Raw genomic sequence first — 21,245 nt, forward strand, 5'->3', positions numbered from 1 at the left:
CGACGCGGAGGACGTGGACGGGGTGGCCCGCGACCGGTGCGGCCGGGTCGGCGGGCTGACGGGGCAGTACGTCGAGAAGGGCGGACGGGCGGACGGGTGGGCTGTCGGCGGGCTCACAGCGGGGCGAGTGCGAGCTGGCGCAGGGTGCGGGCGACACGCTGCGCGCCGCGCAGGTCGTCCAGGGCCGGGTCGAGCAGGTGCCACGGGCCTGCCCCGGCGGCCGCGGACGGCCCCCACAGGGCCGGATCGGCGGGATCGTCCGCCGAGGGCAGCGGCAGGACCTCGGCGATCCGGTCGGCCAGGTTCCGCTGGGCGGACCCGAGCGGTGGCAGCAGGGCCAGCGGGGCCCGCCGTGCCTGGGCGAGCGCGAGCGCCCCCAGCACCGGCGAGGCCAGGAACACGGCGGCGTCGGCGTGGAGCGCGTCCGGGTCGACCTCGGCGGCCCGCAGCACCCGTACGGCAGGCTGCTCGCAGAGGGCGGACCGCAGGAGCTCCAACCCGGTGTCGGCCACCACGGTGCAGCTCCCGGTGCGGCGCAGCGCGGCGGCGGCCAGGTCCCGCAGCGCTCCGGACGCGAAGGCGCCCGCGTCGGCGTCGGGTACGCACCACAGCGACAGCAGCAGCAGTGTGCCCGAACGCTTGCGGCTCCGACCGGTGCGCCGAGGAGCGAGGACCCCGGTGGGCCGTACCTCCCGGTCCGGCGGCCCGCACGACGGCAGCCACCCCGGCCGGTGGACCCGTCCGAGCGCGCGCCCCGGCGGAGCGCCGGCGGCGTGCGGTCCGCCGGGGCCCGATTCCAGGTGGACCACCGGTACGCCCAGGTCCAGGAGCCGTTCGGTGGCGGCCGTGTCGTCGCAGACCAGCGCCGCGACCGGTGGTGGTTCGAGCTCGGACCAGCCGGTCCGGCGCAGGCCGCCGAGGTGGGCGGCCACCCGGCGCAGGGCGAGGGTCGAGTCGAGCCGGTCCTCGCGGGCGCTCAGCAGCACCCGCGGGCCGTGCGCGGTGCGGGTGCCCGGCGAAGCCGGGGGATCCTCCGCCGCGGTCAGTAGTGCCATGCTCCCACCGCCCCGAGCCGGGCCACGTCGTCGCTGTATCCGGCGGCGGTGGTGGAGCACCCGCCGCACACCTCGGGCCCGCGCTCACGGAAGTAGTCGGCGTGGGCCCGGAACGCCGGGGTGTCCAGCCGGATCACCCCCTGCTCCCGCAGAGGCGCACCACCGGGCCCGTCGTGGCCCTCCCGGTGGGGGATGCAGCTGCACGCGTACGTCCGCCCGTACTTGCCGTCGACGTAGATGACGTCGTCGGCGACGTGGCACAGCGGTTCGGCGGCGCGCGGGGTGACGGACCGGGAGAAGTACCGCTCCTGCTCCTGCGGGGTGTCGCCGTAGAAGCGCTTGCCCATCGGGACCAGCAGCGCGGCCGGGTCGGCGTCGTAGATCGGATCGCACACGCCGCGGACGTGATCGGCGTCGGGGTAGGTGATGGTGCGGTCGAGCTTGAGCGCGGACAGCTCCCACTGGCGCACCCCCGCCCGGGTGAGGACCTCCTGCAGCCGCGGCATCTCGGTGTAGTTGTGCGGCCCGACCACGGTGTTGACCCTGGGCAGGACGCCGAGCGCGGAGGCGGCCCGCAGGCCCTGCAGCCCGCTGTCGAACATGCCGGGAGAGCGCCGGTAGACGTCGTGGGTGGCGCCCGAGGAGCCGTCCAGGCTGACGATCACCTGGGCCAGGCCGGCCTCGGCCAGGGGGGCGGCCATCCGGGGCAGCAGCGAGCCGTTGGTGATGAGCGACATCCTCATCCCTCCGGCCGTGCCCGAGCGCACCAGCTCCACCACGTCCGGATGCATCAGCGGTTCGCCTCCGGTGAAGCGGATGTAGCCCACGCCGGCATCCCGGGCCTTGGGCAGCAGGTCCTCGAAGTCCTCCGGGGAGAAGCGGAACGTGTCGCGGGAAAGGGCGAACTCGCACATGAAGCAGTCGGCGTTGCAGGCTTCGAGGATCCTGATGAAGAGGTAGCGATCGCGTGTACGCACGGGGTGCAGACCTTCCAGGCCACTCACGGGACGGGTGGGACGGATGGGTGGAACGGGGCGGGTGGAACGGCGCCGGGCGGTTACCGGGCGGACCGGTACGTGAGGTTCGGCCGGATCAGGGGTGGGTATCCGCCGCGGCCAGGACCGCGAGCAGCGCGTCGGCCACCTGGGCCGCGCCGCCGGTGCCGACCGCGGTGGTGAGGGCGCCCCACTCGTCGACTCCGGCGGACCGGCGCAGTGCGTCGAGGACGCCGTCGCGCAGGGCGTGGCCGATCGCTTTTCGGTCGTCGCCCTGCGCCGCCGCCCCGATCGCGCCGTAGATGCGTTCGAGAGCGTGGTCCTCGCCCTGCGAACGGAGCGCCAGCGCCTCGTCCTCGACGAGCACGTCCTTGGGCCACGGCACCCGCACCCGGGCCCCGAGCGCCTGGCTGTGGTACCGGCCGTTGAAGATCTGGCTGAGGTTCTGCGGCGGCAGGCAGATGGTGGGGACCTTCAGTCCGCCCGCCTCCAGCAGGGTGGTCAGACCGGGGGAGGTGAGCAGGACGTCGCAGGCGTCCAGCCGTTCCAGGAACGCGCCGTGCCCCAGTGGGCCGGCGGTCGTTCGAGGCGGGGCGACGGAGGAGTCGACGAGGCGACCCGCGAGGTCGCCGGGCAGGTTGCCGGCGATGTGCACCTCCTCGATCCCGTGGGCGGCGAGGGCTTCGAGGGCGGCCGGGACGACCAGGCGCGGATAGTGCCCCGGATCCACCAGACCCGGCGCCCGCAGACCGCCCAGGCTGATCAGTGCCCTGCGGTACGGGCGTCCGGCGCGTGGCCGGGCGCCGCGCTCAGGCCCGGAGGCGCCGGGTCGGGCGATGACCGCCTCGACCCAGTGCAGCTCCCGGGCGTCGGCCAGGACGGCCAGGCACTCGGGCGGCAGCTCGACGCTCTTCTGGGCGCAGTACACCGTCGCGTCCAGCGGCAGCGAGGCCCGGTCACCCTCGGACCAGAGGAAGGGAAGGCTGTCGAGGAAAACCGTGGGCACGCCGACGGCCAGCAGCGCGGCCGCGGCCGCGCCGTCCAGGACGACCACGGCGGCCCGCACCCCCTGTGACCGTACGAACTCCTCGACCGCGGCGGCCGACGGACCGGCGTCGCCCGGCAGGTCGTACCAGCCGTCCACCGCGTGCTCGGCGAGCAGGGGCCGGCCCAGTCCCGACGCCATTCCGACGAACCGCAGAGGAGGCGTCGACCGGTCTCGCAATGCGGAGAGCACCGCGCTCAGTTTTCCCGAGCTTCCCCATCCGAATTCCGCCCCGACGAGTGCGACGGTGACGGGATCCGGGTGGGTGGAGGGAGCCGCGGAGTGCAGGGCGGGGATGGGCGGCATCGGCTGACTCTCGCATTTCAATGGAGGAGTGGCACGTTGGGAAAAGAGGGACGGGCGCCGCGCACGCACCCGCATACACGCAGGCACAGCAGCCCACAGTGGGGTCAGGTGATCCCTCCCCGAAGTCCCTGTCGGGCACAACCATTCCGTATCCGGGTGCATGATGCAAGAAATCGGTGCAGCCCCGAAACCGGCGAGTGAATAGCCAGATCAGTCGCATAATCATTTGCCGATGGGCGGTAATTGAGAATGCGCCACAAGGCCGAAAATCCATCAGCCGGGCCGCCGGAAAACGAATCGCCCCGAGCGTGTCCGGCCGCTAGCATCTGCCCCCATGGGCTACCTCGAAGCCGTCTCCCTCGGACACGTTCTCCCCGATGGACGCGAGCTGTTCAGCGATGTCTCGTTCCGGGTGCCGGCAGGCCAGACCGTCGCGCTCATCGGTGACAACGGCGCGGGCAAGACCACGCTCCTGCGCACCCTCGCGGGCGACGTCCCGGCGCAGCAGGGATCGTTCCGGAGCCAGGGCGCCGTCGCGGTCATGCCCCAGTTCATCGGCAGCCTGCGCGACGACCGCACCGTCCGGGACCTCCTGCTCACCGTCGCTCCCGTGCCGCTGCGGACGGCGGCCGCCGCCCTCGACGCGGCCGAACTCGCCATGATGGAGGCCGATGACGAGACCACCCAGGTCCGTTACGCCCAGGCGCTGGTGGACTGGGGCGAGGCCGGCGGGTACGACCACGAGGTGCTCTGGGACACGGTGACGGTCGCCGCGCTCGGTGTCCCCTTCCAGGCCGCGCAGTTCCGGGAGGTGACGACGCTGTCCGGCGGCGAGCAGAAGCGCCTCGTCCTGGAGGCCCTGCTCCGGGGCCCGGCCGAACTGCTGCTGCTGGACGAACCGGACAACTATCTCGACGTTCCGGGAAAGCGCTGGCTGGAGGAACAGCTCACCCAGACCCGGAAGGGGGTGCTGCTGATCACCCACGACCGCGAGGTGCTGAGCCGCACGGCAGGCCAGGTCGTGACCCTGGAGGGAGGAACGGCCTGGACCCACGGCGGAGGATTCGCCGGCTGGGGCGAGGCCCGCGAGGCCCGCTGGCAGCGTGCGGCGGAACTGCGTCAGCGCTGGAGCGAGAAGCACGAGCAGCTCAAGCAGCTGGTCCGGACCCTGCGTCAGCAGTCCTCCATCAGCGACGAGATGGCCTCGCGGTACCACGCGGCCCAGACGCGACTGAGGAAGTTCGAGGAGGCCGGACCGCCGCCCGCGCCGCCGCGCCGGCAACGGGTCGCACCGGATCTGCGCGGCGCCCGGACCGGCATCCGCGCGATCACGTGCCAGAACCTCGAACTCAGCGGCCTGATGAAGCCGTTCGACCTGGAGGTGTTCTTCGGCGACCGGGTCTGCGTGCTCGGCTCGAACGGATCCGGCAAGAGCCACTTCCTGCGCCTGCTGGACGAGGTCTCCGCGGAGACCGCCCCGACCGTGGGCCACACCGGTGCCTGCCGGCTGGGCGCACGCGTCCGGCCCGGACTGTTCGCCCAGACGCACCGGCACCCGGAGTGGGCCGGCCGCACCCCGGCCGACATCCTCGGCGCCGGGGAGGGCGACCGCCCCGGGCTGGACCTCCAGGGCGCCATGTCGGCCCTGAGCCGCTACGGCCTGGCAGGCGCCGGACGCCAGAACTTCGAGACCCTCTCGGGCGGTCAGCAGGCACGGTTCCAGGTCCTGCTGCTGGAACTCGCCGGGGCGACCCTGTTGTTGCTGGACGAACCGACCGACAATCTCGACCTGATCTCGGCGGAGGCCCTGGAGCAGGCCCTGACCGACTTCACCGGAACGGTCGTGGCGGTCACCCACGACCGCTGGTTCGCCCGGGTGTTCAGCCGTTTCCTGATCTTCCGGGAGGACGGCAGGGTGGTGGAGACGGACGCACCGGTCTGGGACGAGGGCCGGGTCAGCCGCGTCCGCGGCTGACCCGGGACGCGGACGGCGGCATCGCGCACGGCGGCCCGGCCGGGAACCCCCTGGGGCGTCCGCACTCGACGCTCCGGCAGATGGCCGGCGGCTCCGTGGCTGTGGTACGACGCCTCGTCCCGCACCCCGAGTCGGGGCCAACGCTTCGCGTCACGTGTCTTCCTGCGTCCCCTGGGCCCGGTTGGCGCGGTACCGGTCGAGGGCGTGCCTGGCTTTCCGCTCGGTGAGGATGGGAAGGAACGTCTTGAGCCTGGCACCGCTCAAGTCCCTGCCGGCGTCCTCGACCGTGGCTTCGACGAGGATTGCGTCGATATCGGGATATGCGGCTGCGAGGCGGGCGACAAGGTGCCGGAGGGTGCCGTCCTCGTCATGGAATTGCTGCGCCATGTCTCCTGGATTCTGTCGTCATGCGGATTCAGGCTGACTGCCACCTTGATGAGGCGGCGATGCAATCGGAAGGAGATCTTCAGCCAGATGCGTTCGGCGCTGATCCTGGCGGACCCCGATCTCTGCGACCGACCGGTTCACAACGCGTTCTCGAAACAGCCGGCCGCCTTCACCGCCATGGCGGCCCGGTCGCCCGGGACCGGACCGGCTCCGCACGGAGAGCGATTGCCTCGAACTGCCCACCACCGCCCGGCAGCACCGGGATGAGTGCGGAGGCGGTCCTCCACCTCGTCCGTCAGCACGGCGACGAGCCCCACCCGGACCTCGCTTTCGACAAGCCGGTGGACCCGGTCTCCATCGACCGCGTCGAGATCAGGAACCGACCCCGCCCCGCAAGAGCACGGCTCTGCCCGGGCCCGTGCCGCCTCTCGGCCGGTGCAACGCGTCACGCCTCGTCAGGCCGGGAGAGGCGGGCCGCGGCGTCACGCGTCCGGCCCACCCCGGATGCGAGGGCCACCGTGTGCGGTGACGATCGCATCCAGAGGTGCAGGCGCAGGTGCGTCCTCGCGACCGGGGATGGGGCCCGGTGGCGGGCCGAGGCCGCGGGCAGAGGAGGAACCGTGACCCAGCTGGCTCGGATTCCCTTGGCGGACGGCGGCTTCCTGCTGGTGGAGGCTCCGGCGGCGGCCGGGCCGGTGAAGGCGGGCCGCCTCGGCGACGCCATCCGCGAACTCCCCGGCAGCCTGCAATCCGCTCTGGGGTCGGTGACGGACGCGGCGGGCGCCATACTCGACCAGCTGCGCAGGGCCGGCCCCGACGCGATCACGGTCGAGTTCGGCGTCGACCTGGCCTTCGAGGCCGGGGCCGTGATCACCAAGAGCAGCACCGACTGCCACCTGCGCGTGACGATGGCGTGGAAGGAACGGCCCGTCGGCCCGGACCCGGACCCGAAGCCCCCGGCCTGACCCCGTGGACGTCCCGGGACGCCCGTGAAGGTGGTGTGCCCCGGCGGCTGAAGGCGGCGCCGGGCCGCGTCGCCTGCGGGAGCGTGCTCAGGCTCTGGGGCCGATGGTGTTCCAGCCGCGTTCGAGGAGGTCGAAGGCGCGGGTGACCGTCTCGCGGCGGTCGGCGTGGCCGGGGGCGCTGCGGGGTGCCTCCAGCGCGAAGTGGGCGAGTGCGGCGCAGTCCGGATCATCGGCGGGGACTCCGCTCGCCTCGGCGATCGCGTGTGCGAGTGCGGTTTCGTGACGGAGCCACATGCGCTGGGCGTACTCGCGCAGGGCGGGGGTGTCCTCCACGAGCGAGACGAAGGCCGCGAAGGCGGGGTCGGCATCCCGGCGGCCGACCCGGCAGCTCAGGGCGTGCTCGCGCAGGGCCGCCACGACGGACTGGCCACGGGGTCTCTCGTGCACGGCGGCCAGCAGCCGGGCTTCCTGCTCGGCGTCCTCGTCGAAAACGAGCGCCTCTTTCACCGGGAAGTACTTGAACAGGGTGGTGGTGGACACGTCCACGGCATCGGCGATGTCCCGGATGCCGACCTGGTCGTAGCCGTGTTCGAGGAAGAGGCGCAGGGCGGCATCGGCAAGGGCCCGTCGGGTGGCGGCCTTCTTGCGTTCGCGGCGCCCCACCGGTTCTTGATCCGCGGTCGTCTCGCTCATGCCCGCATCCTACCTTCTGGTTGCACAGCTATGAAAATTGGGTTGTTGCACTTTTGGGGGAGGCGTGCTCTTCTGGAATGGCCGACCGCACGGCGCCGCCCGTCCGCGGCCCGTCTTCCCGTCGAGCACACCCCTGAACGGAGCATCGCCATGCATGCCGCCACCCCACCCCGAATCGCGATCATCGGCGCCGGTCCCGGTGGCCTGACCTGCGCCCGGATCCTCCAGCGGCACGGCATCGCCGCCACGGTCCATGACTGCGACCCCTCCGGTTCGGCCCGCGGCCAGGGCGGCACCCTCGACATGCACCCCGGCTCCGGCCAGAACGCCCTGCGGCAAGCCGGACTGCTGGACGGATTCCACGCTCTGGCCCGCCCCGAAGGCCGGCAGATGCGCCTGCTCGGGCGCGACGGACGCGTCCTGTTCGACGCGGTCCCGCCGGAGGCCGACGCCGAGGACGGAAACCCGGAAATCGACCGGGGACAGCTGCGCGACCTCCTGCTGAACTCACTGGAGCCCGGCACCGTGCGCTGGAGTCACAGGCTCACGCGCGTCGAACCTCTCACCGGAGGCGTCCACCGCCTGCACTTCGCCGACGGCACCACCACCGAGGCGGACCTCGTGGTCGGCGCGGACGGCGCCTGGTCGAAAGTCCGCCCGCTGCTCTCCGACGCGACACCCGTCTACACCGGCGTCACCTTCGTCGAAACCGGCCTCGACCACGCGAACGCCCGCCACCCCGCCCTCGGCGCACTCACCGGCGACGGCACCATGATGGCCCTCGACGGCAACCAGGCCTTCATCACCCAGCGCAACAGCCACCAGCACATCCGCGTCTACATCGGCATGCGCACCGACGAGCACTGGCACCGGCACGCAGGCCTCGACCCGGCAGACGACGGCGCCGTCCGCGAAGCGCTCCTCAAGCGGTTCACCGGCTGGAGCCCCGACCTGCTGGGCTTCATCACCGACACCGACACCGGCTACACCAACCGGCCCCTGTACGCCCTGCCCGTACCCCACACCTGGCAGCAGGCCTCCGGCCTCACCCTCCTGGGAGACGCCGCCCACCTCATGTCGCCGTTCTCCGGTATGGGCGCCAACCTCGCCATGCTCGACGGCGCCGACCTCGCCCGCGCCCTCGTCGACGGCAACACCGTCGACGAGGCCGTCCGTGCCTACGAACGCCTCATGCTGCCGCGCTCCGCGGAGGCGGCCGAAGGCGCCGCCGAGGGAATCGCCGGCGCGTTCGCACCCGACAGCGCCGCCCAGGCCCTCGCCCACATGACGCGACACCACTGACACCACGCGTCGGGGTGCGGTCCAGCGCGGCGCCGTGCACCGGCTCGACCGTGAAGTCCAGCAGTTGCTCCGCCACGGCCGAGCGCACTTCTGGGTAGGCCGCCAGGAAGGCGTCGCGCGCCGCGACCGGGTCCAGGCTGTCGGTGCGCTCCATGCGGAGGGTGAGGACCTCGCGGACGGGCCCGCTGGTCAGGAACGTCTGGATCTCGCCGCTGTAGTGCAGCCGCTCCTGCGCGATGGCCACGAAGCGGCGGTGGTTGAGGAAGTACGTCGCCACCCGCATCACCTCGCCCAGCCGGCCGAGCAGTTCGAAGCGCGGGGCGTGGCTGCCGCAGGGGCAGCGGCCCGGCAGGGCGCGTCCGAGGTCGCCGATGACGTAGCGGTCGAGGTGCTGGCCGCGGCGGGCGCGGGTGGTGAAGACGAGCCGGCCGGTCTCCCCGGGCGCCACCGGGCGGTCGGCGTCGGTCTCGACGATCTCCAGGGTGTGCAGGTCGGCGTGGAGGTGGTGGACGCTGCCCGTGCTGTGCGTGCACTGGTAGCCGAGCGGGCCGAGGTCGGTGCTGCCGTAGGTGATGGAGCGGATGACCTCGATGCCGTAGGTCTCGGTGAGGGTGCGGCGCTGCTCCTCGGTGAAGTGTTCGCCGCCGTAGTAGATCTTGCGGATGCCGCCGTAGGGGCGCAGGAGGTCCGACGCCTCGTGCAGGAGCTGCCAGAGGTAGGACGGCATGCCGAAGAGGGTGTCCACCTCGTACGCGATGATCATCTCCGCGGTCGCCCGGTGGTCGGGCCCGGCGGCCATCGGCATCTGGACACCGCCGAGGCGTTCCAGAATGGAGAAGAAGCTGATGAACCCGCCGTACATGCCGCCGCAGTAGAAGAGGTTGGCGGTGCGGTCGCGCGCCGGGTCGTAGCCGGCGGCGAGGAGGCCTCGGGCGGCGGCGTGCATCTGCGTGTCGTAGTCCTCGTACGTGAAGAGCGACAGGGCGGGCGTACCGGTGCTGCCTCCGCTGCGGAAGTACAGCTCGGCATCGCCCCGGTCGACGCCGCGGTTGAGGTCCTGGACGGCGGCCTTGTCGAGCAGCGGTCCCGCCGGCGCCGGGAAGGCGACCGGGCGGGCGAGGTCGTCGAGGCAGGCGGTGGCGGCGAAACGCCGGTCGGCCTGGACGGCGACGCGGCGGCTGTAGCGCTGGAGGGCGTACACGCCGTCGTGGGGTTCGCCGGAGTAGCCGGCCGTCATGGCGCCCACGGGCGTGACGCGGGTGGCGCCGGCCGCCAGGACCAGGGCGGACAGCTCGGCGGTGTCGGTGCGGCTGCCCGCGATGCCCGCGGTCTGGAGGTAGCGGCGCATCGGGCGCAGCGTCGCGATGAGGTTCTTGCGGGGCAGCGGCTTGACCCAGACGGTGCGGTGCAGCGGGGAGGCGGTGAGGGCCGGGCGCGTGTCGGCGATGACGCGCCAGGTGCCGTCGGGGGCGGCCAGGACGCGGGTGAAGCCGAGGTGTTCCTCCAGGCGGGCGAGGTGCTCGGTGGTGGTCAGCTCGGCGTACTCGGCCGGGTCGAGCTCCGTCCCGGCGGGCGCCGGCCGGGCGGCGAGCGCGGCGGCGAGCCGCTCGGCACATGCGTGGAGTTCCCCGGCGTCCTCGGTGTCGAGGTAGACCACCTGGGGGCTGGAGCAGGCCTGCTGCTCGAAGAGGCAGATGTCCCGGGCCAGGGCGGTCAGGGTCTCCTCGTCCGCCCAGCCGTCCCGCGTGAGGTAGGCGAAGGAGATCTTGTGTCCCCACTCCACCAGACGGCAGCCGGCCGGGACGTGGGCGGCGACGCCCTCGACGGCGGCCTCGCCGCCCCAGACGGCGATGGCGTCGGCGGGGGCGCACATCAGGCGCAGCCAGTCCTGGCGGGAGGAGGGGAAGCGCAGCACGATGATGCGCTCCGCGAGGGCCCCGGTCGGGTCCTGCGCGGCGAGTTCGGCGAGGAGGTGCTGCGCGAGGAGGGTGTCGGCGCCGCTGGTCTTGAGGACGTTGACGTTGCCGGCGAGGAGGCCCTCGATCAGGCTGAGCGGGGCGACGGTGGCGGCGTTGCCGGGGGCTATGTGGGCGACCAGGCCGACGGGCGCCCAGGCCTCGTAGACCGTCTCCTTCGCGTCGGGGCGGGTCAGCCGCTGCGGGGCGGTGCCTCCCAGCTCGCGGTGGAGCTTGCGGGTGAGGGAGCCGCGGCCGAGGAAGGCGGCGAGCTCGGCGAAGAGCTCCTCCGCCGCCGGGCCGTCCGCCCCGCCGACCGCGGGCAGGTGCGGGGCCAGCCGCTCCCGGAGGGGGTGGCCGGGGTCGCGCAGGGCTTCGGCGAGGGCGTCGCAGGCGGCCAGGACCGTCTCGGTGTCGAGGGGTTCGGCGAGTGCGGCCTCCACGGCGGCGGGCAACGCGGCCAGGCGGTCGGCGGCCTCGTCGTCGCCGATGAAGGCGCCCTGCCAGTAGTGGTGGGTGGTGGTGTCGGTCATGACATTCCCTTCATCAGTTCGGCGGCGGCCACGGCACAGCTGCGATTGCGGCTGACACCGGCGCGGCCGTGGATCGTGAACCACGGGGTGGACAGCTCGCAGCCGCACTCCTCGCCCGGGTGGAGCGAGGCGAGGTCGCCCATGACGACGCTCTGTGCCGGTACGGAGGTGATGTACGGGGACACCAGATGCAGGTAGCCCCGCTCGCCGTACGGGAGCGGTTCGAGCGTGCGGGTGGAGCGGATGAACACGCGGGACCAGACCGGCGCGTGGAGGTTGTGCCGCGCGCACTCGATGTACGGGATGCAGTGCTCGACGGAGCCGAAGGTGTCGCGGATCCGCTCGGACGGGATGCCCAGCTGCTCGGTGACGCGGGCGTACAGCTCGTGCTTGCCGATCTGCCGGTCGGTGTGGCCCTTCCAGCCTCCGCCGAGGATGACCAGGGAGCCTTCCGGCAGTTGCAGCGGCGCCAGCCCCATGGCGCGCATCCGCTCCAGGGTGAACCAGAGGAACGCGGGGAAGCCGAGGATGCGCACGGGGGCGTCCTCCTCGGCGAAGCGGCGCAGTGCGGCGACGCATCCGAAGGGGTCGAACTCGTGCCCGTTGCCGGTGGTGCGCAGCGCGTACTCGACCTGCCGGGCCGGGGCGAAGTCGCACAGGTAGTTGTCGGTGAACGAGGTGCCCAGGTTGAGGTCGCGCGCGGGCTCGTAGCTGTAGAGCAGGTAGTTGACGTCCTGCGTGGGGTCGATCCAGCCGTTGTGGTCGAAGATGCGGGCGACCATGCGCTGGGCCGAGCGGATGGTCCACTCGTCGAAGAACATCTGCGACTTCTGTCCGGTGGTGCCGGAGGAGGTCAGGTGCAGGTGGACCTCGTCCCGCGGGATGGACAGGACCTCGTGCCGCTTGAAGAAGTTCGCGTGCACGAGGGGTGCCCCGTACGGGGTGTCCGGGCGCTCCCCGTCGTGGAGGCCGCGGAAGAACGGCGACCGGTCCCGGTGCCAGGTGTTGATCTCCGCCATGGCGGCGGCGAACAGCTCCTCCTCTGCGGGGCCGGAGGCGTAGGGCGCGGTCAGGTCGCAGAGCTGCTGGACCCGGGCGAGGGCGGCGGCGTCGGGGACGGCGACGGGGGCGAGATGGGGGTTCACGGCCGGGGGCGGGGGAGTCATGGGGCAACCTCACGGGAGGGCAGATGTGCCGACGCCCAGGCCGACACATAGGAATCGAGGAAGGGTTGGAGCGGAGGGTCGACGACCACGCCGCGGAAGTCGATGTGCTCGGTGGTGCGGGACATGACCGCGTAGTCGTGGAAGCCGTCGTGGTCCCGGCGCATGGCCGGGTACAGGGCGCCGGCGATGAAGCCCTGCGCGGTGAAGGCGGAGAGCGCGGCGTGGTGTTCGAGGGGGACGAGCGCCTCGACGTAGCCGGCCCCGGCGCGGGTGAGGGTGCGGGTGACCGGCTCCAGCCAGCCCGCGGCGGCGGCGGGGTCGGGGTGGGCGGCGACCAGGGCGCAGTACCCGCCGGTGCGGTTGAGGTACGCGTACACCTCGAAGCCGCCGTCGCCGGGGGTGAGGAGGACGTTCGGGGTGTGCAGGGGGTAGAACCAGCGGCCGGTGTCGGGGAAGTGCGCGTGGAAGCGGCGGCGGACGAAGGCCGGGGCCTCGATCATCTCCAGCGGCGCCGCCGCGGGCCCGGCGGGCACCGGGTGCGGCGCCGTGGGCCGGGTGTCCGCGTAGCTGATGCCGAGGCTCGCCCCGGCGGTGTGCAGGAGCGGCTCCAGGGAGGCGGGCACCTCGGCGACGGGAACCCTGCGGTCCAGCACTCCGGGCGAGTGACGCGCGTAGAGTGCGAGGCTTTCGCGGCTGCTGAGGTCCACGGCGTTCGGCAGGATGCCCATGGGGCGGAAGCCGTTGCGGGCCACGACCCGCTGGGGTCCGGCACTGACCGTACGGACGGTGGCGTACACCGAGTCGAGGGTGCCGGCGTCGAGGGTGCCCGCGCACAGGGCTTCGGTCAGCTGTCCGGCCAGCCCCGATCCGCGCTGGTCCGGGTGGACGGCGAGCCCTTCGAGGCGGCCGATGCGGCTGCCGGGCTCGCCGTGGATCGCGGCCGATCCGGCGAGGGCCCCGGTACCGGGGCAACGGGCGACGAGCCAGAGGGTGTACGGGTCCTGGATGAGGCGGGACATTTCGGCGGGGTCGGTGCCGAGGGCCGTGGGGTAGTGCGGGCCGTAGACGGCGTAGTAGAGCTGACGGAGGTCGGCGATGTCGGCCGGGGTGGCCTGCTCGATCACTGCGGTGGTCATCGGGTTCCTCCTGCGGCGTGGGCCGGCGCCGGGGCCGCGGAGTCGGCGACGGGGTCGTCCGCCGTAGGGGAGTGCCCGGGCAGCAGGAGCAGGGCGACGGCGGCGGGCACCAGTCCGGCCGCCTGGATCAGACACAGGGTGCGGGCGGAGAGGTGGTCGCCCAGGAGGCCGAAGAGGAGCGAGGCGACGGGGAAGGTCGCCCCGAGCACGGCCTGCATGACGGCGAAGAAGGCCGGCTTGTCGGCGGTCGGTACCAGCCGCTGGAACAGGGCCACGAAGCGGACCCCGATCACCCCGACGCACCAGCCGGTCACCAGCAGGGCCCCGGAGATGACGGGCAGCGCCGCGATCAGACCGGGGACGGCGAGGGCCACGGCCATCGCGCCCAGGCAGGCGGAGCCGACCACGGCGGGCCGGCCGGGTACCCGGGCGCCGGTGAAGGAACCGAGCAGGGTGCCCGCGCCGAGCGATGCCTCCAGGAGGGAGACGGTGGCGCCGTCGCCCTGCAGGACGGAAGCGGTGTAGAGCGGCATGACGACGAAGACGGCGGTGGTGAAGAGGTTGGCCGCGGCGAAGCAGAGCAGGATGGCGCGGACGTGGGGCAGCGCGCCGAGGATCTGGCGCAGCGTGCGCCGGGGCGGAGCCTCGGCCTGCTCCGTGCCGGCATCTGGCACTGCATCCACCGCATCCACCGCATCCGCCGTCCGCGCGTCCGCGGTGCGGAACCGTACGGTCGTGATCAGGGCCGCGGCCGCGCAGTAGGCGACGGCGCACCCGGCCGCGAGGCCTGCGATGCCGCCCCTGTCCACGATGAGGGCACCGAGCAGGGCGCCGCCCAGGCCGGCGAGCGACTGGGTGGACAGCTCGAACCCGGTGGCCGCTTCGATGTCCTCGTCCTCGACGAGTTCGGGCACGGAGGTGGTCAGGCACGGGTCGAAGAAGGCCTGGCAGGTGGCCAGTGCCAGGGCCGCCGCGTAGGCCGCGGCGACCGGCAGGTCGCTCGTACCGGCCCAGACGGCGAGCGCCGCGGCGGCCGCCCCGGCGCCACCGGCCGCGGCGCGGAGCAGCGAGCCGTGGGCACATCGGGTGATGGCACGGGCGACGAGCGGGGCCAGGGCCACGGCGGGCAGGGTGCTGACGCTCATGAACAGACCGGCCGCGAGCCCGCCGCTGCCGGAGGCGGCGTAGCCGATGAGCCACCAGGAGGTGCCCACCTGGAACATGCGTACCGCGGCCTGGGTGAGCACCTGGCCCACCCACATGGTTCCGAAGGCGCGGTTGCGCAGGACGAGCGGGAGCCGGCGGCCGGGGGCCGCCGTCGGGGCGGTCATGCGGTCGGCCTCTCGTCGAGGACGCGGATGAGCTTGCCGGAGCGGGAGTTGACCGCGAGGTCGCTGTGGCGGGCCCACTCGACGCGGAGGGGGTGGACGAATCCGTTGGCGACGCTGTCTGGGTAGAGCGGCCGGGCGGTGTTCAGCCCGGTGACGACCGCCTCGGCGAGGACCTCCAGGCCGGCCGGGTCGCGGTCCTGGGCGGTGGCCAGGCGCAGGACGAGCCCGTCGCGGCCCTCCTCGCGGCGTACGAGGAGCTGCATGCCCGTGACGAGTCCGCCGGTGTCGGCTTCGGCGACGGCGTTCGCGGCGTCCTCCCAGTAGAGCGAGACGGGGCCGACGCGTACGCCTTCCTCGGCACGGCCCAGGATGCGGAAGGGGCCGCCTTCGGTGTCGGTCCACTCGGCGCGGTCGCCGGCGGGGTAGCGGATGACGGGCATGAGGCGGCGGAAGAGCTGGGTGACGACGACCCGCCCGGGCCGGGCCGCCTCGCGGATCGGTTCGCCGGTCGTCTCGTCCAGGATCTCCACGACCGTCTGCGGGGAGAACGGCCGGTGGACGCGTGAGTCCGGGCCGGGGACCGGCCTGCCGAGGAGGCCGCCGTCGACGCTCGCGTAGCCGAGGGAGCGGGGTACGGCGTGGGGGAACGCGCCCGAGAGGAGGCGGCGCTGGTCCTCGAAGAGGGCTTCGCCGCCGAAGAAGAGGAGTTCGACGTCCGGGAGTTGGCGGCCGGTGGAGATCAGGTACTCGGCGAGTCGGCACAGCGTGGTCGGCGTTCCGGCGACGACGTGTGCGCCGAAGTCGTCGAGGGTGGAGACGGTCGACTCCAGCGGTGCCGCGCCGCCGATGGGCAGCCGTACGTTGGCGACGGGGGCGTGTGCGAGCGAGTCGAGGACGAAGAGGAAGCTGGCGTAGAGCTCGCCGGCGTAGAACAGGTCGGCCACCCGGTGGCCGGGCCGCAGGCCCGCGTCGACCAGGCCGGCGCCGAACGTGGCGACGAACTCCTGCCATTCCTCACGGGTGTAGCAGGAGAAGCGCGGAGTCCCCGTGGTTCCGCCGGTCTTGAACACGACGGCTTCCCCGAGCGGGGCGGTCAGGACGAGGTTGTCGCGCAGGGTGTTGGCGGCCCAGAACTCGTTCTGATCCACCACGGGCAGATCGGTGAGGTTGTTCACCTGGGGCGCCAGGTCCGCGTAGAGGTCTGCGTAGAAGGGAGAGCAGTCCCGTGCGAAACGCACGAGGTCTGAAAACTGCTGGACGGGCATGCTGCCTTACCTGGAAGACGAAAGTTGAAAGAGAAAGGGAAATGGGAGCAGATGACAGCAGGGGCGTGGCAGTCGTCACACGCTCAAGCTGTTGATTCCTCAACAATGCGCTCACGCCCTCTAGTTCAAAGGCGTGAGCCCCACCTGATGCCCATTCACATCATGGAACACCGGGCGCGCACCACCAAATCGATGGCGGTTGACTCCGGCCATGCGCGGCCGACTTTTGGCCCGCGCGGCCGGAAATGCGCCGACCCGGCGTGGAAAAGGGAGAGCGGAATGCGGTTGTCGAATGGCGCTCCCGGTCGCGTCGTCGGCGCGGCAACCGTGCCGCGACGGGCCGGAACCCGATGACTCCCGTCCGGGCCCCGGGCGCGCTGCCGGTGCACGTAAAGGGGGGGGGCGACTCGATCCGGTGGGCCCGCCGATCACACCCTCGGACGCTCCCGCGGCGGGCCGAGCACCAAGGCCGCTTCGGCGCCGACCGGGGAGACGGAACCCGGCCTTGGTCAAGGTCGGTGGGAAACGTATGAGGGCGTGTCCGGGTGGAACGGTTGTCGTTCGGGTTGGGTCTTGCTGATCAGAAACGCCCGCTGGTGCCGACCGCGACGACGTGCCGGGCGCCGGCGTCACCTACCCGCTCAACACTTCGGGTGGTTCCGGTGTCCGCTCCCCCGGCATGGTGGTGACCCACCCCGCCGGGGGAGCGGCAGTCGGTCCCCCTCGCCTGGCCGGGCGCCGCCACGCTGCCCGTCACCGAGGGCTCCGGTTCCCCGGTCGAGGTCGGCCCGATCGGCAGCGCCGGCCAGGGCGGTGGCCGCGACCCCTCACGGCCCTGATGCCCGGCGTGTGGTCCGGTCTGCGGAGCGGGAGAGGCGGGACGCGCGTTGCCGACCCGTCATCGCGGCCTCGGTCGCCCACCGATCGGCACATGCGTTCGGTGCCGGTTCCGGGTCCGGTCCCGTCGACGCCTGGGGCAGCAGTTGAGACAGGCGCTTTCGGGCGTAGTCGACGAAGTCGACAGCGGGCGCCAATTGGCAGAGAGCCGATCCGATCACGCGGCTGCGGGACAGTCCCAGGGCGGCGAACTCTGCGCCGATGAGCGGGAAGTAGGTGTCGTTGTCGTTACCGACATCCAGCACATCCAGCACATCCAGCACCTCCAGCCACACCCGCTCACCGTCAACCAGGTGCGCAAACTCGCCGCAGCGCTCGGGACCGACTCCTCCATCCTCTACCGGCACTTCCGCAACAAGACCGAACTGCTGCGCGCGGTTGTCGACCGGATCCTGCTGGCAGCCATGGACGGCCACCGCCCCGAGGGCGACTGGAAGCAGCGCGTCACCGCCCTGGCCCACTTCGCCCGCGGCATCCGCCCCCTCGGGGCCGACCGCCGCGCCGCGTTCGAAGAGATCCTCGCCGCCCAACTCGCTCACATCGAAGCCCGCTGACTGAGTGTTCGGCAACTGAAAAGTGCAGGTCAAAGGCCGAGCGAGCGCCTTGAGGGCCTGGACTTGAGAAGCCCGGAGTGATCCAATACAGGATGACATCGTTTTGGGTAGGCAAGCGTGTCCGTCTGCGCGGTATCGAGCCTGGTGACGCGGCTGCGTTCATGCGTTTCGCGGAGGACGAGGAGGGCCTGGGGGACCTGGTCAGTCCGCCCCGGTCGGCCGAGAGATACCGGGTCTGGGCCGGGGAGCAGGCGACTGCCAAGCCCGACAGCGACCGCTTTCAGCTGGCGGTCGAAGCCGTCGGGACAGGGGAAATCGTCGGCGCCGTCGGCTCGCACCAGGCTGACGCGCGTAGGGGCTGGTTCGAGTACGGCATCACGATCGGTGCCGAGCACCGTCGCAAGGGCTACGCGGCAGAAGCCGCGGTGTTGCTGCTTCGTTTCATGTTCGCCGAGAACCGGTACCACAAGTGCCAGGTACGGATCTTCGCCCACAACGAAGCATCACTGGCTCTCCATCGTCGGCTCGGCTTCGTGGAGGAGGGGCGGCTGCGTGAGCTCGTGTACCTCTCCGGCCGGCACCACGATGTCGTGATGATGGGCATGCTCGCCGACGAGTTCGCCCCACTGCACTCGATGACCGGCTGACGGTCCGAGTGCCCCGGACACGGAGTACCGGCAGTGCCGGGCCGCCCGCTGCCTCGCTGCCCCGGCCATGCAGGCGCCGCCGGTTCGCCCTGCCGGGAGAGGGCGACCGTCAGCGGTCCGGGCGCGCGTGCGGGCGGATCCCTCTGACCGGAGGCGGACGTCAGATCACCATCGGTGCCTCCGACCAGCGGCGGACACGGTACGGGGTCCACCACACGTGGTCCCCGAAACGCAGGACCAGGGTCTCGCCCATCAGGTCGTCCAGCACCGGCCCCGGAATCGCGTCGGCGCGGGCGCCGTCCGTGAGTGCGGCGATGGCCTCGTGGTACTCCGGTTCGTCGATGGTGAAGCGGCGCAGCTCGCCGTAGCGCCGGTCGCGCACCTGGATGAACCCGGGGCCGTGCCGGAAGACGCATTTGCAGATGTAGTAGGTGTTGCGCCATTCGAGCGCCGTCGCGGCCGGATCGGGGGTGCCCAGTACGGCGGTCGGCGGGTGGAGGTGGCCGAAGTGGCGCCAGGCGTCGGGGTCCGGGCCCGTGTGGAGCTGCCAGTCGACGGCGATGGCCAGGCTGGTCAGGTCGCCGACGAAGCTCAGCGCCCGGACGGACCAGGCCGCGTCGGCGGCGTCGGTCACGTCGACCGGGCGGGGCAGGGTGACGTGCCGGGCCCCGGCGGCGAAGAGCCGCCGGGCGGCCTCGCCGCCGGGGAGGTCGATCTCGTACCGTCCCAGGGACATCCAGGGCAGCGCGCCCACCTCGGGGTCGTAGTCCCGCGCGGCCGTCACGGTGAAGGGCGGGGTGCCGGTGAGTGCTGGAGTCATCGTCGTCCTCTGTCGTCCTCTGTTGGCGTCGTGTGGCGGGCGTCGGGTCGGTCGTCAGGTGGTCGTCGCGGCGAGTTCGGTGTCACGGGCGGAGGTGTGCCGCATGAAGTCGATCCGCAGGAACTCCTCGTTGAGCGCGGGCGGCGCGATCTGTACGAACTGCCCGCTGTCCTCGAAGACCACCCCGAGCGCCCGCCACCGCTGCAGCACCTCGCGCAGGGCGTCCTCGCCCACCCCGTGCTCCTCGCGCAGCTTGCGGGCGGCCGCCTTCACCGTGTGCGGCTGGTCGAGCAGCCGGAACAGGGCCAGCTCGAACGGGACGGTCAGTTCCAGGTGCGTCCAGTCGAAGGCCCGGCGCCTGCTGACCAGCACGATCCGGTCTTCCAGGTCGCAGTGGGTGAGGCGGCTGCCGGCATAGTTCCGCTTCCAGTGCGCGATACCCTCGTCCAGCCTGCGGACGACCTCCTCGCCGATACCGCGCGGCGGCACGTCGAAGACGTACGCCAGGTCGAACATCTCATCCTCGGGGAGGTCGTAGGTGAGCCGGTACGGTTCGGCGGGGCGCAGTTCGCGGAACCCGAGCCCGGGGTTGTTGAAGTAGGGGCTGAACCGCTCGATCGCGATCCGGGAGGACTGGCCCACGGGTGGGTTGAGGTGCTCCAGCGCGGGCAGTTGGGCCACCACGTCGTCGTAGTCCGCGGCGTCCTCGCCGGGGAAGCCGTGCAGGTAGTTCCAGGCCACCGAGAGGCCCACGGTGGCGGCGTCGCGGAGCATCCGGACGTTCTGGCCGCCGGTCACGCCCTTGTCCATCAGCGTCAGCACCCGGCTGTTGAGGCTCTCGATGCCCGGCTGGACGAAGATCAGGCCCGCGTCGGCGAGGGTCTGGAGCTGTTTCTGCCGCATGTTGGACTTGATCTCGATGTGCATGCGAAGGTCGAAGCCGCTGTCGATGATGCGCGGCAGCACGGTGTTCACGTACCCCATGTCCAGGATGTTGTCGACGACGTACATGTCCAGGACCCGGTGCCTGCGGGCCAGTTCGATGACCTCGTCGTAGAACACGTCCGGGCTCTTGCTGCGGAACTGCATGAACGAGCCGTTCAGCCCGCAGAAGGTGCAGTGGTGCTTCTCGCCCCACCAGCAGCCCCGCGCGCCCTCGACCACCAGCTTGGGCTCGACCCAGTTCCGTGCGTGGGAGGAGGCGAGCCGCTCGAAGTACCCGCCGTAGTCCGGCGGCAGGATGGCCGCGGGCGGCAGCGGTTTGGTGCTCATCGCGTTCGCGACGGACGCGCCGTCGTCGCCGCGCCGGCACAGCCCGGGCACCTCCGACAGCGGCTCTCCGGCCTCCAGTGCGTTGAGCAGTGCGGGGAAGGACACCTCGCCCTCGCCGCGCAGGACGTAGTCGACGAAGGGGAAGTTGCGGTGGACGGCCTCGCCCTGCTTGCCGTCGCAGTTGGCGCCGCCCATGGCCGTCGCGATGTGCGGGGCGAGGCGCTTGACGTACTTGGCGGCCGCCAGGGCGGCCGTGTTCTGCTGGAACGTCGAAGTGAAACCGACCAGGTCCGGGGCGAGTTCGACGATGCGCTCGGCGATGTACCGGACGAAGTCGGGCGCGGAGGCGTGCAGCGCCCGCGTCATGTCCATACGGGTCCCGCGCACCCGGCTGCCCATCGCCTCGGTGAACTCGGGAACACGCCACTCGGGGTCGTCGTAAAGGGCGGAGGAGAACACCCAGTCGCCGCAGCCCAGGAAATAGGATCCGAGCGCGTAATAGGAGTAGTCCTCCAAGCTGAATTCCGTGTTCTTGGTGATCCAGTCCACGTATTCGAGATTGGCGTGGAGAACATCCGCGGTTCCGTTCGGAACGCGCTCGTCGACACTGCGCTTGAGAATTCCGAGAGCCAGCGACGGGAGGTCGATCGGGGCCCAGGGCATGTTCACCAGGAGTACGCGCACGGCTGGCCTCTTCTCACGTGATCAGGGCACGGGGGCGGTGGTCGGGCCGGGGGGGGGGGGGGGGGGGGGGGGGGGGGGGGGGGGGGGGGGGGGGGGGGGCGGCGGGCGGGGGGGGGGGCGCCCCCCCCCGCCGGGGGGGGGGCGGCCGGCGCGGGGGGGCGGCGCCCCCCCCCTCGGTGCTACTTCTCCTCTTCCTCCATCTCCTCAGAGGAGCGGAAGTAGATGACGACGCCGACGCCCGGCTTGCGGCTCTCCTCGTCGC

At 72.1% G+C, this 21,245-nt stretch carries 18 protein-coding genes and 1 pseudogene; 6 read left to right on the forward strand and 13 right to left on the reverse strand.

The features are described from left to right. Positions 1 to 113 precede the first annotated feature (113 nt). The 3 genes from blsF to ACEPPI_RS09055 all read right to left on the reverse strand — a co-directional run bounded on the left by blsF (position 114) and on the right by ACEPPI_RS09055 (position 3,401). Positions 114 to 1,055, reverse strand: coding sequence for a CGA synthase-related protein (blsF, locus tag ACEPPI_RS09045; protein WP_373914704.1), 942 nt, complete (start codon positions 1,053 to 1,055; stop codon positions 114 to 116). Next, positions 1,043 to 2,032, reverse strand: coding sequence for a cytosylglucuronate decarboxylase (gene blsE, locus ACEPPI_RS09050; RefSeq protein WP_373914705.1), 990 nt, complete (start codon positions 2,030 to 2,032; stop codon positions 1,043 to 1,045). Before blsE ends, blsF begins: the two co-directional genes overlap by 13 nt. A gap of 115 nt (positions 2,033 to 2,147) precedes the next feature. After that, entirely contained in the window at positions 2,148 to 3,401 is a 1,254-nt protein-coding gene (locus ACEPPI_RS09055; protein WP_373914706.1) for a hydroxymethylcytosylglucuronate/cytosylglucuronate synthase, read from the reverse strand. Between the two features lie 334 nt (positions 3,402 to 3,735). On the opposite strand from ACEPPI_RS09055, the gene ACEPPI_RS09060 reads away from it, so the two are divergent. Further along, positions 3,736 to 5,376 carry an ABC-F family ATP-binding cassette domain-containing protein gene (locus tag ACEPPI_RS09060; protein ID WP_373914707.1) on the forward strand — a complete coding sequence of 547 codons (1,641 nt, stop codon included), beginning with the start codon at positions 3,736 to 3,738 and terminating at the stop codon, positions 5,374 to 5,376. Positions 5,377 to 5,526: 150 nt separating this feature from the next. On the opposite strand, the gene ACEPPI_RS09065 is transcribed toward ACEPPI_RS09060, so the two are convergent. Continuing rightward, a complete protein-coding gene (locus tag ACEPPI_RS09065; protein WP_373914708.1) occupies positions 5,527 to 5,763 on the reverse strand; it encodes a three-helix bundle dimerization domain-containing protein in 237 nt (78 codons plus the stop codon). A 620-nt stretch (positions 5,764 to 6,383) separates the two neighbouring features. On the opposite strand from ACEPPI_RS09065, the gene ACEPPI_RS09070 reads away from it, so the two are divergent. Next, a complete protein-coding gene (locus ACEPPI_RS09070; protein ID WP_373914709.1) occupies positions 6,384 to 6,728 on the forward strand; it encodes a CU044_2847 family protein in 345 nt (114 codons plus the stop codon). An 87-nt stretch (positions 6,729 to 6,815) separates the two neighbouring features. Here the strand turns inward: ACEPPI_RS09070 and ACEPPI_RS09075 are convergent, their stop codons facing one another. Further along, positions 6,816 to 7,421: a TetR/AcrR family transcriptional regulator gene (locus ACEPPI_RS09075; RefSeq protein WP_373914710.1), complete on the reverse strand. Its 606-nt coding sequence runs from the start codon at positions 7,419 to 7,421 to the stop codon at positions 6,816 to 6,818. A gap of 150 nt (positions 7,422 to 7,571) precedes the next feature. On the opposite strand from ACEPPI_RS09075, the gene ACEPPI_RS09080 reads away from it, so the two are divergent. Continuing rightward, on the forward strand, positions 7,572 to 8,723 hold the full coding sequence (locus tag ACEPPI_RS09080) for an FAD-dependent oxidoreductase (protein WP_373914711.1): 1,152 nt from the start codon (positions 7,572 to 7,574) through the stop codon (positions 8,721 to 8,723). Here the strand turns inward: ACEPPI_RS09080 and ACEPPI_RS09085 are convergent. Genes ACEPPI_RS09085 through ACEPPI_RS09105 form a run of 5 tightly spaced genes read right to left on the reverse strand, consistent with a single transcriptional unit; the run spans position 8,611 to position 16,109 of the window. Beyond that, positions 8,611 to 11,211, reverse strand: coding sequence for an acyl-CoA reductase (locus tag ACEPPI_RS09085; RefSeq protein ID WP_373914712.1), 2,601 nt, complete (start codon positions 11,209 to 11,211; stop codon positions 8,611 to 8,613). The two genes, ACEPPI_RS09080 and ACEPPI_RS09085, sit on opposite strands and share 113 nt — an antisense overlap. Next, a complete protein-coding gene (locus tag ACEPPI_RS09090) occupies positions 11,208 to 12,356 on the reverse strand; it encodes an acyl-protein synthase (RefSeq protein ID WP_373914723.1) in 1,149 nt (382 codons plus the stop codon). The genes ACEPPI_RS09085 and ACEPPI_RS09090 overlap by 4 nt, the downstream gene beginning before the upstream one ends. Positions 12,357 to 12,373: 17 nt before the next feature. Further along, a complete protein-coding gene (locus tag ACEPPI_RS09095; protein WP_373914713.1) occupies positions 12,374 to 13,513 on the reverse strand; it encodes an N-acetyltransferase family protein in 1,140 nt (379 codons plus the stop codon). After that, positions 13,510 to 14,844, reverse strand: coding sequence for an MFS transporter (locus tag ACEPPI_RS09100; RefSeq protein WP_373914714.1), 1,335 nt, complete (start codon positions 14,842 to 14,844; stop codon positions 13,510 to 13,512). Before ACEPPI_RS09100 ends, ACEPPI_RS09095 begins: the two co-directional genes overlap by 4 nt. Beyond that, complete coding sequence (locus ACEPPI_RS09105; protein WP_373914715.1) at positions 14,841 to 16,109, reverse strand: phenylacetate--CoA ligase family protein; 1,269 nt, start codon at positions 16,107 to 16,109, stop codon at positions 14,841 to 14,843. Before ACEPPI_RS09105 ends, ACEPPI_RS09100 begins: the two co-directional genes overlap by 4 nt. A gap of 625 nt (positions 16,110 to 16,734) precedes the next feature. Here ACEPPI_RS09105 and ACEPPI_RS09110 point away from each other — a divergent pair. Beyond that, a pseudogene (locus ACEPPI_RS09110) lies at positions 16,735 to 16,948 on the forward strand (hypothetical protein); the annotation flags it as partial. On the opposite strand, the gene ACEPPI_RS09115 reads toward ACEPPI_RS09110, so the two are convergent. After that, positions 16,937 to 17,281 carry a hypothetical protein gene (locus tag ACEPPI_RS09115; RefSeq protein WP_373914727.1) on the reverse strand — a complete coding sequence of 115 codons (345 nt, stop codon included), beginning with the start codon at positions 17,279 to 17,281 and terminating at the stop codon, positions 16,937 to 16,939. The pseudogene ACEPPI_RS09110 and the gene ACEPPI_RS09115 sit on opposite strands and share 12 nt — an antisense overlap. Here ACEPPI_RS09115 and ACEPPI_RS09120 point away from each other — a divergent pair. Together ACEPPI_RS09120 and ACEPPI_RS09125 are read left to right on the forward strand one after the other, a co-directional pair. Further along, positions 17,243 to 17,560, forward strand: a complete 318-nt coding sequence (locus ACEPPI_RS09120; RefSeq protein ID WP_373914724.1) for a TetR family transcriptional regulator — start codon at positions 17,243 to 17,245, stop codon at positions 17,558 to 17,560. The two genes, ACEPPI_RS09115 and ACEPPI_RS09120, sit on opposite strands and share 39 nt — an antisense overlap. 92 nt (positions 17,561 to 17,652) lie before the next feature. Continuing rightward, the gene (locus ACEPPI_RS09125) at positions 17,653 to 18,207 is read left to right on the forward strand and encodes a GNAT family N-acetyltransferase (RefSeq protein ID WP_373914725.1); all 555 of its coding nucleotides are present in this window, start codon (positions 17,653 to 17,655) and stop codon (positions 18,205 to 18,207) included. Between the two features lie 160 nt (positions 18,208 to 18,367). Here the strand turns inward: ACEPPI_RS09125 and ACEPPI_RS09130 are convergent, their stop codons facing one another. Both ACEPPI_RS09130 and ACEPPI_RS09135 read right to left on the reverse strand, forming a co-directional pair. Then, positions 18,368 to 19,027 carry a DUF5825 family protein gene (locus tag ACEPPI_RS09130; protein WP_373914716.1) on the reverse strand — a complete coding sequence of 220 codons (660 nt, stop codon included), beginning with the start codon at positions 19,025 to 19,027 and terminating at the stop codon, positions 18,368 to 18,370. Positions 19,028 to 19,081: 54 nt separating this feature from the next. Beyond that, positions 19,082 to 20,983 (reverse strand): RiPP maturation radical SAM C-methyltransferase, encoded by a 1,902-nt coding sequence (locus tag ACEPPI_RS09135; RefSeq protein WP_373914717.1) that lies wholly within the window; start codon positions 20,981 to 20,983, stop codon positions 19,082 to 19,084. Between the last annotated feature and the right edge of the window lie 262 nt (positions 20,984 to 21,245).

The sequence above is a fragment of the Streptomyces sp. AB3(2024) genome, assembly GCF_041862025.1.
Lineage (GTDB): Bacteria > Actinomycetota > Actinomycetes > Streptomycetales > Streptomycetaceae > Streptomyces.